This window comes from Emticicia sp. SJ17W-69 (assembly GCF_051209875.1).
In the GTDB taxonomy this organism is placed as follows: Bacteria; Bacteroidota; Bacteroidia; order Cytophagales; family Spirosomataceae; genus Emticicia.
In genome coordinates, this window is sequence record NZ_JBNTQY010000001.1 from 565414 (window position 1) to 580031 (window position 14618).

14 protein-coding genes are annotated in these 14618 nt (G+C 34.9%); 5 read left to right on the forward strand and 9 right to left on the reverse strand.

Annotated features, from left to right (window positions below; genetic code table 11):
• The first annotated feature begins 40 nt into the window (after positions 1-40).
• Positions 41-1345 (forward strand): D-alanyl-D-alanine carboxypeptidase/D-alanyl-D-alanine-endopeptidase, encoded by a 1305-nt coding sequence (locus ACQUQZ_RS02510; RefSeq protein WP_435353164.1) that lies wholly within the window; start codon positions 41-43, stop codon positions 1343-1345.
• A gap of 21 nt (positions 1346-1366) precedes the next feature.
• Here the strand turns inward: ACQUQZ_RS02510 and ACQUQZ_RS02515 are convergent, their stop codons facing one another.
• From ACQUQZ_RS02515 to dxs, 3 genes are all read right to left on the reverse strand, one after another.
• Positions 1367-2359 carry a sterol desaturase family protein gene (locus tag ACQUQZ_RS02515; protein WP_435353165.1) on the reverse strand — a complete coding sequence of 331 codons (993 nt, stop codon included), beginning with the start codon at positions 2357-2359 and terminating at the stop codon, positions 1367-1369.
• 134 nt (positions 2360-2493) lie between these two features.
• A complete protein-coding gene (uvrA, locus tag ACQUQZ_RS02520) occupies positions 2494-5340 on the reverse strand; it encodes an excinuclease ABC subunit UvrA (RefSeq protein WP_435353167.1) in 2847 nt (948 codons plus the stop codon).
• A gap of 175 nt (positions 5341-5515) precedes the next feature.
• A complete protein-coding gene (dxs, locus tag ACQUQZ_RS02525) occupies positions 5516-7450 on the reverse strand; it encodes a 1-deoxy-D-xylulose-5-phosphate synthase (RefSeq protein WP_435353168.1) in 1935 nt (644 codons plus the stop codon).
• A gap of 243 nt (positions 7451-7693) precedes the next feature.
• On the opposite strand from dxs, the gene ACQUQZ_RS02530 reads away from it, so the two are divergent.
• On the forward strand, positions 7694-7855 hold the full coding sequence (locus ACQUQZ_RS02530) for a DUF433 domain-containing protein (protein WP_435353170.1): 162 nt from the start codon (positions 7694-7696) through the stop codon (positions 7853-7855).
• A 38-nt stretch (positions 7856-7893) separates the two neighbouring features.
• Here ACQUQZ_RS02530 and ACQUQZ_RS02535 read toward each other — a convergent pair whose 3' ends face one another.
• The 3 genes from ACQUQZ_RS02535 to mutL all read right to left on the reverse strand — a co-directional run bounded on the left by ACQUQZ_RS02535 (position 7894) and on the right by mutL (position 11488).
• On the reverse strand, positions 7894-8820 hold the full coding sequence (locus tag ACQUQZ_RS02535) for a rhomboid family intramembrane serine protease (RefSeq protein WP_435353171.1): 927 nt from the start codon (positions 8818-8820) through the stop codon (positions 7894-7896).
• 2 nt (positions 8821-8822) lie between these two features.
• The gene (locus tag ACQUQZ_RS02540; RefSeq protein ID WP_435353172.1) at positions 8823-9461 is read right to left on the reverse strand and encodes a rhomboid family intramembrane serine protease; all 639 of its coding nucleotides are present in this window, start codon (positions 9459-9461) and stop codon (positions 8823-8825) included.
• A gap of 122 nt (positions 9462-9583) precedes the next feature.
• Positions 9584-11488 carry a DNA mismatch repair endonuclease MutL gene (gene mutL / locus ACQUQZ_RS02545; protein ID WP_435353173.1) on the reverse strand — a complete coding sequence of 635 codons (1905 nt, stop codon included), beginning with the start codon at positions 11486-11488 and terminating at the stop codon, positions 9584-9586.
• Between the two features lie 299 nt (positions 11489-11787).
• On the opposite strand from mutL, the gene ACQUQZ_RS02550 reads away from it, so the two are divergent.
• The gene (locus ACQUQZ_RS02550) at positions 11788-12312 is read left to right on the forward strand and encodes a DUF2911 domain-containing protein (protein WP_435353174.1); all 525 of its coding nucleotides are present in this window, start codon (positions 11788-11790) and stop codon (positions 12310-12312) included.
• Between the two features lie 54 nt (positions 12313-12366).
• Here ACQUQZ_RS02550 and ACQUQZ_RS02555 read toward each other — a convergent pair whose 3' ends face one another.
• Entirely contained in the window at positions 12367-12867 is a 501-nt protein-coding gene (locus ACQUQZ_RS02555) for a GNAT family N-acetyltransferase (RefSeq protein ID WP_435353175.1), read from the reverse strand.
• A gap of 108 nt (positions 12868-12975) precedes the next feature.
• Here ACQUQZ_RS02555 and ACQUQZ_RS02560 point away from each other — a divergent pair, with 108 nt between their 5' ends.
• Both ACQUQZ_RS02560 and ACQUQZ_RS02565 read left to right on the forward strand, forming a co-directional pair.
• Positions 12976-13293, forward strand: a complete 318-nt coding sequence (locus ACQUQZ_RS02560) for a DUF6932 family protein (RefSeq protein WP_435353176.1) — start codon at positions 12976-12978, stop codon at positions 13291-13293.
• 139 nt (positions 13294-13432) lie between these two features.
• Entirely contained in the window at positions 13433-13672 is a 240-nt protein-coding gene (locus ACQUQZ_RS02565; RefSeq protein WP_435353177.1) for a hypothetical protein, read from the forward strand.
• Positions 13673-13678: 6 nt separating this feature from the next.
• On the opposite strand, the gene ACQUQZ_RS02570 is transcribed toward ACQUQZ_RS02565, so the two are convergent.
• Positions 13679-14101: a barstar family protein gene (locus tag ACQUQZ_RS02570; RefSeq protein WP_435353178.1), complete on the reverse strand. Its 423-nt coding sequence runs from the start codon at positions 14099-14101 to the stop codon at positions 13679-13681.
• A 62-nt stretch (positions 14102-14163) separates the two neighbouring features.
• The gene (locus ACQUQZ_RS02575; protein WP_435353179.1) at positions 14164-14607 is read right to left on the reverse strand and encodes a ribonuclease domain-containing protein; all 444 of its coding nucleotides are present in this window, start codon (positions 14605-14607) and stop codon (positions 14164-14166) included.
• Between the last annotated feature and the right edge of the window lie 11 nt (positions 14608-14618).

Consider the following 14618-nt stretch of genomic DNA (forward strand, 5'->3'; position numbering starts at 1 on the left):
TGTCCAAATTTGTGTAAATTCGTGCAAAAAACAAATAAAGATGCATAAAATAGTAATAATCAGCTTATTAGCTTTTATTGGAATTTCTTGTAAAACAACCCAAAATATATATAATCGCTCGCCTTATGCCAAGATGATTGATACCTCTGCGGTTCTTTCGCAAAGTATTACAGGAATGGCCTTGTATGATTTGGGAGCTAACAAAATGATTTTTGAAAGAAATGCTGAACGATATTTTACACCAGCTTCTAATACAAAATTATTTACATTTTATGCTTGTCTCAAAACGCTTGGTGATTCTATTCCTTCCTTACGGTATGAAATTAAAAGTGACTCTTTAATTTTTTGGGGAACAGGTGATCCAACTTTCTTTCATCCAGATTTGACAAGTACGAAAACTTTTGATTTTTTGAAATCATTTAAACGGACCAAACTTTTCTTTTTTTCCGATGGAAATTTTACTAATCAATATTTTGGCGATGGGTGGTCTTGGAATGATTATAATGATTACTATGCGGTCGAACTTTCGCCTTTACCGATGTATGGAAATATTGTGCGTGTAAAAGTTGAAAATGGAGCATTAAAGCCGCAGCCAATTATTTTTGAAAATAGTTTTTATAAAAAAGACGAAGGGAAATATATCACACGAACGGTAGCAGATAACCAATTTTTATACCCAAAAACACTTCTTCAAAAAAATGATTATCAACAAGATATACCTTATAAAACTTCAAGTGGCTTAACACAGCAATTGCTCATTGATACCCTTCGGAGAAATGTGAATATGCTTAAAATCCCAGTCTCGACAAATGCTAAAACACTTTATGGTATGTCTTCTGAGGCGGTTTATCGTAAAATGATGCAAGAAAGTGATAATATGCTTGCCGAGCAGTTGCTTTTGTTATGCGGAACAATTTTGAAGGATTCAATCAATTCATCATTTGCAATCAAATCTATTACTGAAAAACATTTACAAGATTTGCCTGATGCCCCTAAATGGGTAGATGGCTCGGGTCTTTCTCGTTATAATCTTTTTACACCTCGTTCAATTATTAAATTGCTTGAAAAAATTCATAGCGAAATACCCGAAGAAAAACTATTTTCGATCATGGCAGTAGGTGGTAAATCGGGAACTGTAAGAAACATGTTTAAGAATGAAGAAACACCATACGTTTTTGCTAAATCGGGCTCGTTGGGAGGGGTTTATAACTTGAGTGGTTATATAATCACCAAAAAAGGGAAGACACTCTTATTTAGCATAATGAACAATAATTTCACCAAATCAAGCTCTCAAGTTAGGAAAGAAGTAGAGAAAATTTTAATAAATGTTAGGGAAAGAGAGTAGCTTTCCCTAACATTTACTTGTTTATGCTTTTTTAATTGACTTCAAATAATCGTTTCTTAATGTACTTGCTGTATGATACTCACCTGTATGACTCCAGCCTGGAGGCATAAAAATATATAGTATTTTGTTTTTCAATCCAGGTGCAGCAACTACATCTTTCCATAAGCTTAAAAGTTCTCCAAAATAGACATCTGTAAAGCTATTAGCGTTCATTTCACGTGTAATACCGAAATCAACGGGTACGTTTTTGTCTTCTTCTTGATAAGTTCTGAATATAATATCCCAAATATTGATGATTGAACAGAAATTAGTATCCATATATAGATGGTTTCTTCCATGATGAACTCGATGGTGAGAAGGTGTTAATATGAATTTTTCTAAAAAACCAAGCCTTCCATTTTTTAAAGAATCTTCGCTGATATGTACAAATGCTCCCCAAATACTATCGAGTATCATTATAGTAAAAAGCATGATTGGTTGTAAACCCAGTAACATGCAAAAAGTAGCAGCAAAAATCTCGGTGTAGATGTTTTCTACAAAAAAAGTTGTCAGTGTGATAGAAGAATTAAGGTCTTCAGATGAATGATGAACTGCGTGAAAACACCATAAGAATCGAATTTTATGCGTTAGATAATGCCTAATGAAGTTATTTAACTCATAAACTAAATAGCCATAGATAAACCAGTACCACGTGAAGCTTGTTTGAATGATGGCATATTTTTGAAAAATACCAATACAAACAACCAATACGGAAATACCAATAAGCCTGCTTAATATTCTATTGACAAGAATGATTAGAAAAGGAACTTTATAACTGTCTTTTTTAAAACGATTTTGAGCCAAAGCCCAGATTACTTCAAAAAAAATAATAAATGGAGTGATAGGTGATAAAACAGCTAAGAAACCATCAATTGTTAGTAAAACTCTGTAATTTCCAGCGTGTACGATGTCTAATAATCCGCCAATTCTAAAAAAGATAATAAGTTCATTGATAATATCATTGAAAAAAGACATAATAAAGTGAAGTTTATAGTTAGTTTTTGTTGTACTATTTTCTCAGTAACATCATGAATGACTGATTTTTTAATAAACGGTTGCAAATGTAAACATTAAAGACAGATGATTTTATGCGTAAAATCATTTTTAATCTACTTTTTCAACTCATCTTTCAAGAAAAAGCCTGTATAACTACCATTTACCTTAGCCACTTGTTCTGGTGTGCCTTCGGCAATGATATTTCCTCCTTTATTTCCGCCTTCTGGTCCAATATCAATAACATGGTCAGAGACTTTTATTACATCAAGATTATGCTCAATAATAAGAACAGTATTGCCTTTATCAGCTAATTTTTGTAAGACTTCAAGGAGTTTTTGAATGTCTTTGAAATGAAGCCCCGTTGTTGGTTCATCTAAAATATAGATAGTTTTACCAGTATCTTTTTTCGATAATTCTTCTGCAAGTTTTACACGTTGAGCCTCTCCACCTGAAAGTGTAGTAGCATGTTGGCCTAGCGTAATATATCCCAAACCTACTTCAAACAAAGTCACCACTTTTCGATTGATTTTTGGAATGCTTTCAAAAAACTCCAATGCTTGCTCAACAGTCATATCCAGTACATCAGCAATAGATTTTCCTTTGTAGCGAACTTCTAATGTTTCACGGTTGAAGCGTTTCCCTTTACACGTTTCACATGCCACATGTACATCAGGCAAAAACTCCATTTCTATTTTTTTCATTCCTGCACCTTCGCAATCTTCGCAGCGACCACCTTTCACATTGAATGAAAAACGACCTGGTTTATAACCTCTAATTTTGGCTTCGGGCAATTCAGCAAAAAGTGTACGTATTTCCGAAAACATACCAGTATAAGTAGCAGGGTTACTTCTTGGTGTACGTCCAATTGGGCTTTGATCAACCTCAATAACTTTATCCAAATGTTCTAAACCTTCCACTGATTTAAAGGCTAAAGGTTCACGTTTGGAATGATAAAAATGCTTATTTAAGATCGGAAATAATGTCTCATGAATCAATGAAGATTTTCCACTACCACTCACACCTGTAATACAAAGCATTTTACCTAAAGGTAATTTTAGGGTTACATTTTTCAGGTTATGTCCCGTTGCTCCTTTGATTATCAGTGCTTTATCATTTCCTTTACGTCTTTCTTTTGGTACTTCAATATTGATTCTTCCACTTAAATAGTCAGACGTAATGCTATTATTTTCGAGAAAAGCTTGTGGTGTTCCATGTCCTACGATGTGTCCGCCGTGTCGCCCAGCACCAGGCCCAACATCCAAAATATAGTCTGATTCAAGCATCATGTCTTTGTCGTGTTCGACAACCAAAACAGTATTTCCCAAATCTCGCAAGTCTTTTAAAGCTTGAATCAATTTTACATTATCTCGTTGGTGCAAACCAATACTTGGTTCGTCCATGATATACAAAACACCCACCAATTGCGTACCAATTTGCGTTGCCAAACGAATCCGTTGAGATTCGCCACCAGAAAGTGTTCTAAGCGGGCGATTCAAGGTTAAATAATCCAAACCGATACCCATTAAAAATCCAATTCGTTTGCGAATTTCTTTCAAAATCTCACGAGCAATCATATTCTGACGGTCGCTTAGACGACTTTCTAAATCAACAAACCATTCGTCAATTTCTCGAATGTCCATTTCTGCCAATTCGGCGATATTTCGGTCGGCAATTTTGAAATGTAAGGATTCTTTTTTTAGCCTAAAACCATTGCAATCTGGACAAGTTTTTATTACCAAAAAATCTCGTACCCAATCTTGAATTTTATCATTATCAGAATCTTGCTGACGTTTCAAGAAAGTGATTACACCTTCAAAAGTTGTGTTCCATTCGGTGCCAGGGTACTTTTTTGATGGAACCGGAAGCGGGTCTTCACTGCCGTATAAGATTGTTTTTAAAGCTTCTTCTGGAATTTTATCTATTGGCGTGGAAATATTTGATTTATATGCCTTTAGAATCACTTCGATTTGTTTAAAAATCCATAAATCACGGTATTCTCCCAATGGGGCAATTCCACCACGACTAATACTCAATGTTTTGTCAGGAATAATCGATTCTTCTGTAATTTCTTCAACAACTCCTAAGCCATTGCAAGTCGGACAAGCTCCGTAAGGAGAATTAAATGAAAAACTATTGGGCGATGGGTCTTCGTAAGAAATACCTGATTCCGGGTCTGTGAGGTTTTGAGAAAAATATTGGGTATTATTTTTAGCATCCAAAAGCATCATTGATCCTTTGCCTTGTTTCAAAGATGTACCAACCGATTGGCTTAAACGATAGCGGTCATCATTTGTAGGAATTACTCGATCAATGACAATCTCAATATCATGAATTTTATAACGATCAAGTTGCATTTTTGGATTAATTTCCAAAACTTCTCCATCGACTCTAACTTTATTATAGCCCAATTTAGCAATCTGTACAAAAAGCTCACGATAGTGGCCTTTACGCCCTTTTACGACAGGTGCAAGTAGTGTAACTTTCTGATTATTAAATTGTTGTAAGATTTGGTCGATAATTTGGTCTTGCGTTTGTTTGACCATTTTATTACCTGTAATATAACTAAACGCTTCACCTGCACGGGCAAAAAATAAGCGTAAAAAGTCGTAAATTTCGGTAGTTGTACCAACCGTAGAGCGAGGGTTTTTAGAGGTGGTTTTTTGTTCGATAGAAATGACCGGCGAAAGTCCATTGATTTTGTCAACATCTGGACGCTCCATGTTCCCGATAAAGCTACGAGCATAAGCCGAGAAACTTTCCATGTAGCGGCGTTGCCCTTCAGCATAAATTGTATCAAATGCCAATGATGACTTTCCGCTTCCCGAAATTCCAGTAATAACAACGAGTTTATTTCGAGGAATAATTACATCAATATTTTTAAGATTGTGTTCTCTTGCACCCAGTACTTCGATTTGCTCAAAGCCTGTTAGTTCAATATCATTTAGTTTTTTATTGCTCACTATCTACTGAAGGTTTTTTCTACAAAGATAACGAAAAAAACAAGGTGCTGGTTCAGAAAAATATTATCCCTTGCCCTTGTAGAACTGAGGTTCCACTCCGTCACTGCGTAGAATAAAAAAAACGGAGTAGGAACTCCGTTCTATATTCAATATCTAAATAATCAGATTCATTAATTTAAAAGACAAAAACTTCTGTACTTTTTAATTGTCTGACTGCTTCAGCAATTCCTTCTGGGTCGAAGCCACATTCATGTTGTAATTCTATTTGTTCGCCATGCTCTACAATTCGGTCAGGAATACCCAGACGTTTAAGTTTCGCAGCATATCCATTATCTGACATAAATTCCAAAACTGCACTTCCCATACCGCCTTGCACACAACCGTCTTCTACCGTAATTACTTTATTGAACTTTTGAAAAACTTCGTGTAATAGTTCTTCATCCAAAGGTTTTACGAAACGCAAATCGTAATGTGCAGCATTAATGCCTTCTTTTTCAAGCATTTCACAAGCTTTTACAGCATAATTGCCAATATGCCCGATGGTTAAAATGGCTACATCTTCACCATCTTTTATTTTTTGCCCTTTCCCTATTTCAAGTTTTTGTAAAGGTCTTTTCCAATCAGGCATCACACCTTCACCACGTGGATAACGTATAGTAAATGCTGTTTTCAACTTTTGTGATTCATCTAATTGAAAGGTAAACATCATATTTCGTAGCTCTTCCTCATTCATAGGTGAAGCAATGACCATATTAGGGATGCATCTCATGTAAGCAATATCATACGCTCCATGATGCGTGGGGCCGTCAGCTCCAGCAAAACCTGCACGGTCGAGACAGAATATAACAGGCAGTTGTTGTAAACATACATCATGAATCACTTGGTCATAAGCTCTTTGCATGAAACTTGAGTAAATATTGCAATAAACAACCGAACCTTGCGTAGCCATTCCTGCCGAAAATGTAACGGCGTGTTGTTCGGCAATACCCACATCAAAAGCACGATCGGGCATGGCTTTCATCATGATATTCAATGATGAACCCGAAGGCATAGCGGGCGTTATGCCTACTATTTTGTCATTTTTTTCTGCTAATTCAACAATTGTATTACCAAAAACATCTTGGTATTTTGGAGGCATAGGTTTATCATAAACCTTCTTTTGAATAACACCCGTAACTTTATCAAAAAGTCCAGGGGCATGCCATTTTGTTTGGTCTTTTTCGGCAGGAGCGTAGCCTTTGCCCTTTACAGTCAAACAATGCAAGATTTTTGGGCCAGGAATATGTTTTAAATCTTCCAAAACACTTACCAAATGGTCGATGTCATGTCCATCAATTGGGCCAAAATAACGGAGATTCAAAGCTTCAAAGAAATTACTTTGGCTCAATAAAGCTCCTTTCATGGCATTTTCTACTTTGGCAACTATTTTTCTGGCACTTTTGCCAAAATGACTCATTTTTCCTAGCAATTGCCACACATCATCCTTTACAATATTATATGTTTTTGAGGTAGTAATGTCAGTCAAATATTCTTTCAAAGCTCCCACATTTGGGTCGATCGCCATGCAATTATCATTCAGGATAATCAAAATATTGGCGTCTTTTAATGAGCCAGCATGATTCATTCCTTCAAAAGCCATTCCTGCCGTCATTGAGCCATCGCCAATGACAGCAATATGTTGGCGTTGGGTTTCCCCGTTTATATTTGAGGCAACAGCCATTCCCAAAGCGGCTGAAATGGAAGTAGATGAGTGTCCTACGCCAAAAGTATCATATTCACTTTCTTTTCTTTTTGGAAAACCAGAAATGCCACCATAAACTCGATTGGTATGAAAATCTGCTCGTCTGCCTGTCAAAAGTTTATGTCCGTATGCTTGGTGTCCTACGTCCCAGACCAATTGGTCATCGGGGGTATTAAAAACATAATGAAGTGCTACTGTCAATTCGACTACACCCAAGCTCGAACTAAAGTGTCCACCATAAACCGATACCATATCAATGATATACTGACGTAATTCATCGGCTACTTGTGGAAGTTTAGTACGGTCAATTTTGCGTAAATCGGCAGGATAGTTGATGTTTTTCAGTATTTCACCAGGAGTTATGAGCATATCTTTAGACCAATAAAGGTTAGAATGTCTTTTTAAAACTGAACAAAGCTAAAATTGTTTTGTTTTGGTAGTTTTTACGTGCAAATTAAATAAAATTTCTGATTTTTTATACTTGCTTGAAAAGCTTTTTTACTTAATTTGGTGGGCAAAGTTAAGCATTATTAATTACTTGATTCTTTCCATTTAGTAGAAATTGTGTTTTTCTATGAAATTTAACTTTATTTCAGAAATATTCACCTTTGTTTGGCAGGAATTATTGCAATTTTAAGTTGGTTAGCAAGTGATATGAGTTATAATGAAATTGTAGAAGATTTTCCGTTGCTAACACGTAATGATATTTTGGTATTATTGGCATTTGCTGCTCATAGAGGAGAAAATACTAAAGTTTTGATTAGTATGGTATGAAAATTCTGTGGACTTGAGTCTATCATCCATTGACTTTCTCAGTCTTTCTTTTGGCTTGCTCGGTAGAGTTTTTGCTTTTCTTCTTTGGTTAGACTTTCGTAGCCCGACTTGCCTATTTTATCTAAAATAGCGTCAACTTCATCTTGGTCGGGGAAATAATTAGGGTCGAGATTCGCATTTCCATTTCCACCTTTACTGGCAACGGTAGATTCACTATACTTCCTTTGAGGGATTTTTGCTTGTGGTTTGGCAACCCAAAAATTACTCCACCAATCACTTATGGCTTCTATTGGACTACCTAAATCGATACCTTTTCTTAATAAAGAAATATATGAATAGCCAGCTAATGCTCCACCTAAATGCGAAACGCCACTACTTGGAACAATGAATGATAATAAAAGAAAAAACCAAGCTATGTATTTGATTTTGATAAGTACGATGCCAAAGAGATAAAATTCATATTCAGGCAACAATGCCACGGCCGCAAACATCACGGCATAAACTGCTGCCGAGGCTCCTAAAATAGTTGGGCTAATATTATTGAGATGTATGCCACCTGACTGAACAGCAAGAGCTAATAAATTATAAATGGCTATATAAATAAGCCCACTTACCAAACCACCAATGATATAAATATTTAATAATTTTCTACTACCAATAAATTCTTGTACCAAAGTTCCGAACCAAAAGAGCGTAAGCATATTGAAAAGCAAATGCAAAAAACCATAGTGGGTAAAACAATAAGTAATCAGTGTCCACGGTTTTTGGATAAATTGAATGATGGGAGCTACCAATTCAAAATTATCGGTAATAGTTTTATTAATTGCTGCTCCTTGTGGAGAGAAGGAAAAAATAAAACTTAACAAAATTAAAGATAAAAAAACACCCGCATTGATGAGCATTAATTGCACCAATGTGTTTCCTTTTTTAAATGGACTCTTTATGTCGTCTATAAAACTTGCCACTTTCAATAAAATCTATCTTTCTTTTTATTCCAATAATTGATTAATAAAACACCAAAAATTAAACCTCCAATGTGAGCAAAATGTGCTACACCAGGCATGATATTATATACTCCAGAGAAGATTTCAAATAGAGCATATAAAGATACTAAATATTTTGCTTTTATAGGTATTGGTAATGGAAAAATTATCATTTCTGTATTTGGGAATAATCTTGCAAATGCTCCGAGCATTCCAAAAATTGCTCCTGACGCACCAACCATCGGTGTACTCATCATGATTGCATACTCAGCAGAATCAACAGAATACTTTGATATTTCGTAAAGATTGATACTTCCATAAAGTAAGCAAGCTCCAATTCCAGAAACAATATATAAAATCAAAAATCGCTTACTTCCCAAAAACCTTTCGAGCATTGGCCCAAACATAAATAAACCAAACATATTACTAAATATATGTCCAGAACCACCGTGCAAAAACATATACGTAAAAATCTGCAAAGGGTTGAACAGACCCATTTCGTGCATCGAAAAATTATGGTAGCCAAAAGTAGTGGATAAGTCTATTCGGAGGGTATTTTGAATCATATAAATAGCAATATTGACTATCAATAGATTTCGGACTATAGGTGTAATTTGGAACATATTTTTTTGTCTTGCTTTTAGCTATTGGCTTTTTGTTTTTTTAACTAATGATTATCAGAATTTCTCTTTCTAATGTGTTTGTCAAAAAGAGCTAATAGCTAACGGCTAAAAGCAAATAACTATTATTTCTTGATGAGCAACTCTGCTAAACGATTTAACGACAAAATTGTCATAATTGGTTCACCATTTGGTGTATAGTTAGGTACTGCTGTCTCAAAAAGTTGATGAATGAGCAAATTTATCTCAATTTTTGATAATTCTCCCATATATTTTGATGAGGAACGCTTAGAAAACGAACGAGCAACGTTTTCTAATCTATCCAATTGCAAATTTGTTTGGTTGGTTTTGAATTGCTGCACCAAACCTTCAAAAATCTCCTTTTCGTTTTCCTCTTGTACTTCAGGCGGAACACCATTGATTTTGATGGTATTTTGACCAAATTCCTCAAACGAAAAACCTAATGCTCGAATCTCATCTTGGATTTCCATCACCAATTGAAAATCAGCCGCATGTAGATCCAAAGTTTTTGGAAAAAGTAATTGTTGAGTAAACGACTTTTTATTTTTTAAATTATTGAAATATTTTTCATACAAGATTCGCTCATAAGCTGCACGTTGGTCGATAAGCATTAAACCACTTTTTGCTTGTGCAACAATAAAACGATTTTGTATCTGAATCGCACTGATTTCTTGCGTTTCGAGAATTTTCCTGTCTTCGTCCGAAATATCATTGGCTTTGCTGCCCATTGTCATAGGCTCAGCCTCAAATTCAAGATTTGCTTGATTATTAGGTTTAAAACCTTCTAAACCATCAAAGAGTTTTCGCCAATTTTCAGTATTAGATTGAGCGAAGGCATCACGCTTTTCTCGATAATCATCTTTTGGTACTGAAGGTAACGAAGATTGTTGACGAGATTTTTCAAAGTCAGAAATGCCTGAAAATGAAGGAGTTATAGGATTTGGACTATCGCTAAAACGATTGGTAGAGGTAAGATTACTAAAATTAATATCTGACTCAAAATCAATCGTTGGCGTAAGGTTATAAACACCAATAGCTCTCCGAACGGCCGAACGGATGATGGCATAAACAGCACGCTCATCATCAAATTTTATTTCCGTCTTAGTCGGATGAATATTAATATCGACATGAGATGGGTCAATCTCAATAAAAAGAACATAAAATGGGCTACTTCCTTCAGGGATCGTTGCCTCAAAAGCACTCAATACAGCGTGATGTAAATAACTATGCTTGATAAATCGCTTATTAACAAAGAAGAATTGCTCGCCACGCCCTTTTTTGGCAGATTCTGGCTTTCCAACGTAGCCTGTGATATTTACAAAAGGTGTTTCTTCTTCACAATTTGCCAATTGTTCACGGTAAGTTTTTCCAAAAATATCAACTATTCGTTTGCTCAATTTTCCTGCGGGAAGATTATAGACTTCTACATCATTATGATAAAGTGTAAAGGCAATTTCTGGGTGAGCCAATGACACACGTTGGAACTCATCCAGTACGTGTTTCATTTCAACTGGATTTGATTTTAGAAAATTTCGGCGAGCAGGAACATTGAAAAAAAGGTTTTTTACTTGAAAATTTGTGCCTTTAGGGCAAGAAACAGATTCTTGAATTTTCAATTCAGAGCCTTCAATTCGAATCATTGTTCCTACTTCATCAATCATTCTCTTGCTACGTACCTCGACCTGAGCAATAGCAGCGATAGAAGCCAAAGCCTCACCACGAAAACCCATTGTCAGAATCGAAAAAAGGTCATCGGCTGTGCGAATTTTAGATGTTGCGTGTCGCTCAAAGCTCATGCGAGCATCAGTTGCCGACATTCCCATGCCATCATCAATCACTTGAATGAGTGTTCGGCCAGCGTCTTTTACTATAAGTTGAATGTTATTTGCTCTGGCATCAATAGAATTTTCTAAAAGCTCTTTCACCACCGAAGCTGGTCGCTGCACAACCTCACCTGCCGCAATCTGGTTTGCTATCGAATCGGGTAGTAAATGGATAATATCAAGCATTGGTATAGATATGAAAAAACGAAGCCTTTTGTTTTTTATTAAACACCATAAAATTGAAAACTGTTCGCTAACAAGTAGGAATGGAATAATTTGTGCAAAATTCGTGAAATTTATTAGCAAATTAAACTACTATCTGTTCCTTTGTGCAAATTTGCCGTTTTTCGAGGGGAATTCATTGAATAATTTACACTTTTTTTGTTTTAGAGCGATTAAATGCCTGATTTTGTGCCTTTGAACTTTTTTGATAGACTAAAATGTTTCTGACTGGAGTATTAACCATTAATAACCTTTGATTAAAAATGAACAAAACTGTAAAAATTATCCTGATTGTTGTGGCCGTTCTTGTAGCTGCATTCTTTGGCTTTAAAGCTTTCACAAAGAGTAAAAGTCCAGCCGAAAGTGCAAAATTTGACCAAAATGGTCTTTCAGTACAAGTGGATTATTGCCGACCTTATAAAAAAGGGCGTGAGATTTTTGGAAAACTTTTGCCTTATGGACAAGTTTGGCGAACAGGTGCAAACGAAGCTACGATTTTTGATGTAAAGCAAGATATAAAAATTGGAGATAAAACCTTAAAAGCAGGAAAATATACACTTTGGACAATTCCAAACGCTGATAAATGGACTGTTATTTTAAATAGTGAGACTGGTCAGTGGGGTACAAATTATGATGAAAAAAAGGATGTTTTAAGAGTAGATGTTCCTTCAGAAAAAACGGCTGAAATGGTAGAACAATTTAAACTTGAATTTGCAGCAGCTGAAGGTGGAGCAGATATGATTTTAAGTTGGGAAAATACAGCAGTGAAAGTGCCAATTAGATTGTAAAAGACAAGGTTTTGTTTAGAAAACGCTCAAAATTTAGATATTTTGAGCGTTTTTTTATTTTCGAAACTTCGCATAAATATGTTCATCTAACAGTTGTCCTTCTTTCACAAGTGATTTTTTTAATATTGCTTCTTGATGAAATCCTGCTTTTTCCAATACTCGCATGGAGGCAAGATTATATTCAAAAACGCCAGCATAAATGCGATTAATATCATACTTATTGAATGTATAGCTAACAATTTCATCAATTGCTGATGAAATAATTCCTTTTCCCCAATATGATTCGCCGAGCCAATAGCCTATTTCAGCATTCTTTTTATAAATATCATCTTTTAATAAAATACCGATTCCACCGACAGCTTTTCCTTTTACTTCAATAGCAAAATTTGTGTGCGAATCAGCGGCTATTTTTATCCATTCGTAGGCATCGGAGAGTGTGTAAGGGTAGGGGAAAATGTCTTTCAAATTTCTCCAAACTTTATAATTATTGGCATTTTCTGAAAGCGATTTTTCATCGCCAATTTGCCATTGGCGGAGTATGTAGTTTTGATTCATAGATTTTGCGTACTTATTTATTTTCCAAATGTCTATTTGCAATATATTGGAAAATATATTTAACTTGTATTGAAAATATTAAAAATATAGAATAAAAATGTAAAATATATGGATTTTGACGAATATGGTAATTTGTTTCCTTATCAAATTATAGAAACAGATATCCAAACATTCAGAGAAATGTTTGTGACAAATTTCGTCGCATCAAATAGTAGATTTCAGCTTTTTCAGAAGTTTAATCTGTATATAGAAGAATTAAAACAACTTTTATACGACTCATTTTATTTATGGATTGATGGTAGCTTTATTACACTAAAGGCTCACCCAAAAGACATTGATATGCTGATTTTTGTAGAAAGTAGTATTTTAATTCAAAAAGAGAAAGAATTAAACTTTTTAAGAAATAAATTCAAACCTGAATATTGATTGTTATTTCATTGAAAATTTGCCTGAAAATCATCCAAGATATTTGTTATTTGAAATCAATAGAAAAGAATGGTTTTTTACATTTTCAACAGCTCGAAATTTTAAAAATAAAGGGATCATACAAATAAATTATTAAAAAATGGACATTATTGACGACCTTGTGCATTCAGGTGAAGAACGGGCATTGAGGATAGCGAAATTGTTACAACTCATAAGTATGCACCAAAATTCGATTGAGCAACACCAAAAAGCAGGTAGCCCCAATTTAATTATTGAACAATACCAAGAGTTATTGACTGAACGTATTGATGAATTACAACAAATAATGCAAGAAATAGGTATTCAAATACGCTTGAATAGTTTGAATAATGCTGCATAAATATAATTACTTTTTTTCATAGCTAATCTCTTGATTATCAAGTAATTTGACGATTCTATCGCTTGGTGAAAACGCAATGATTAACTCTTTTTTAGGCAAATCATCATCTTCATCGACCCACTCCCAATCTTCACAAGTGGCATCTAATAAGTCGAGCAAAGTAGGAAGTTTATCAGGATTTCGCTCTTTTTCTACAAAACTTTCAGAATTGGAAATATAAATAGCGATTTTATCATGCTCGAACCATGATAAATCATTGAGCATTTCATCAAATGAATCAAGATTAAAACCAAAGTATTCAGGAAAATCTAAACCTTTGGCCATTTCCTCGTAGAAGCCTCGCAAGGTGTGTGCTTTAAGACCATCAATTTCAACAATGTGATAGCCTTTTAATGTTTCTAAGTTGTTGATTATGAAGAAGTTAGGCATGATTCAATGAGTGAATTTTGAATGAGTGAATGAGCGACCGACGCTCGGTGAATGCCCAAGCATTATGGATTATTTATTTCTACAAAACTTTTGTAATGATTATTGGTAAAATAGGCCTTTCCATCAGAGCCAGTGATGAGTCTTTCAGCACCACGATTTTTGCCTTGTTTTTTTGGATTTACGTCCCATTCCTGATAATTGATTCTCCGACCATTTGGCTCTTTTTTAGGTAAAAGATTTTCGTAATTACCGAATTTTCTTCCACCAACATAGCCATTCGGTGCTGACCCATTTTCACGGATATATTTTAAAACCTCATAAACTTTGTTTGGAATAACCGACTGATCTCCAACTTGTTTTTCTTGAATGTCAATTTTAGCTTCAGAAGTTGTATTCAACTCAGGAGCTTTGTATGATTGTTCAGCTTTTTGATTTTGTCGGCAACCAAATAATATTTGGCTAATAAACAGAAAAATATAAAGACTTTTTAAAACGAAGGCTTTCACAAAATCTATGA

What these genes read in the sequence shown, in the direction of transcription:
- ACQUQZ_RS02510 (WP_435353164.1), top strand. Translation starts at nt 41, where the DNA reads ATGCATAAAATAGTAATAATCAGCTTATTAGCTTTTATTGGAATTTCT.
- ACQUQZ_RS02515 (WP_435353165.1), bottom strand. Translation starts at nt 2,359, where the DNA reads ATGTCTTTTTTCAATGATATTATCAATGAACTTATTATCTTTTTTAGA.
- dxs (WP_435353168.1), bottom strand. Translation starts at nt 7,450, where the DNA reads ATGCTCATAACTCCTGGTGAAATACTGAAAAACATCAACTATCCTGCC.
- ACQUQZ_RS02540 (WP_435353172.1), bottom strand. Translation starts at nt 9,461, where the DNA reads ATGTTCCAAATTACACCTATAGTCCGAAATCTATTGATAGTCAATATT.
- mutL (WP_435353173.1), bottom strand. Translation starts at nt 11,488, where the DNA reads ATGCTTGATATTATCCATTTACTACCCGATTCGATAGCAAACCAGATT.
- ACQUQZ_RS02550 (WP_435353174.1), top strand. Translation starts at nt 11,788, where the DNA reads ATGAACAAAACTGTAAAAATTATCCTGATTGTTGTGGCCGTTCTTGTA.
- ACQUQZ_RS02555 (WP_435353175.1), bottom strand. Translation starts at nt 12,867, where the DNA reads ATGAATCAAAACTACATACTCCGCCAATGGCAAATTGGCGATGAAAAA.
- ACQUQZ_RS02560 (WP_435353176.1), top strand. Translation starts at nt 12,976, where the DNA reads ATGGATTTTGACGAATATGGTAATTTGTTTCCTTATCAAATTATAGAA.
- ACQUQZ_RS02565 (WP_435353177.1), top strand. Translation starts at nt 13,433, where the DNA reads ATGGACATTATTGACGACCTTGTGCATTCAGGTGAAGAACGGGCATTG.
- ACQUQZ_RS02570 (WP_435353178.1), bottom strand. Translation starts at nt 14,101, where the DNA reads ATGCCTAACTTCTTCATAATCAACAACTTAGAAACATTAAAAGGCTAT.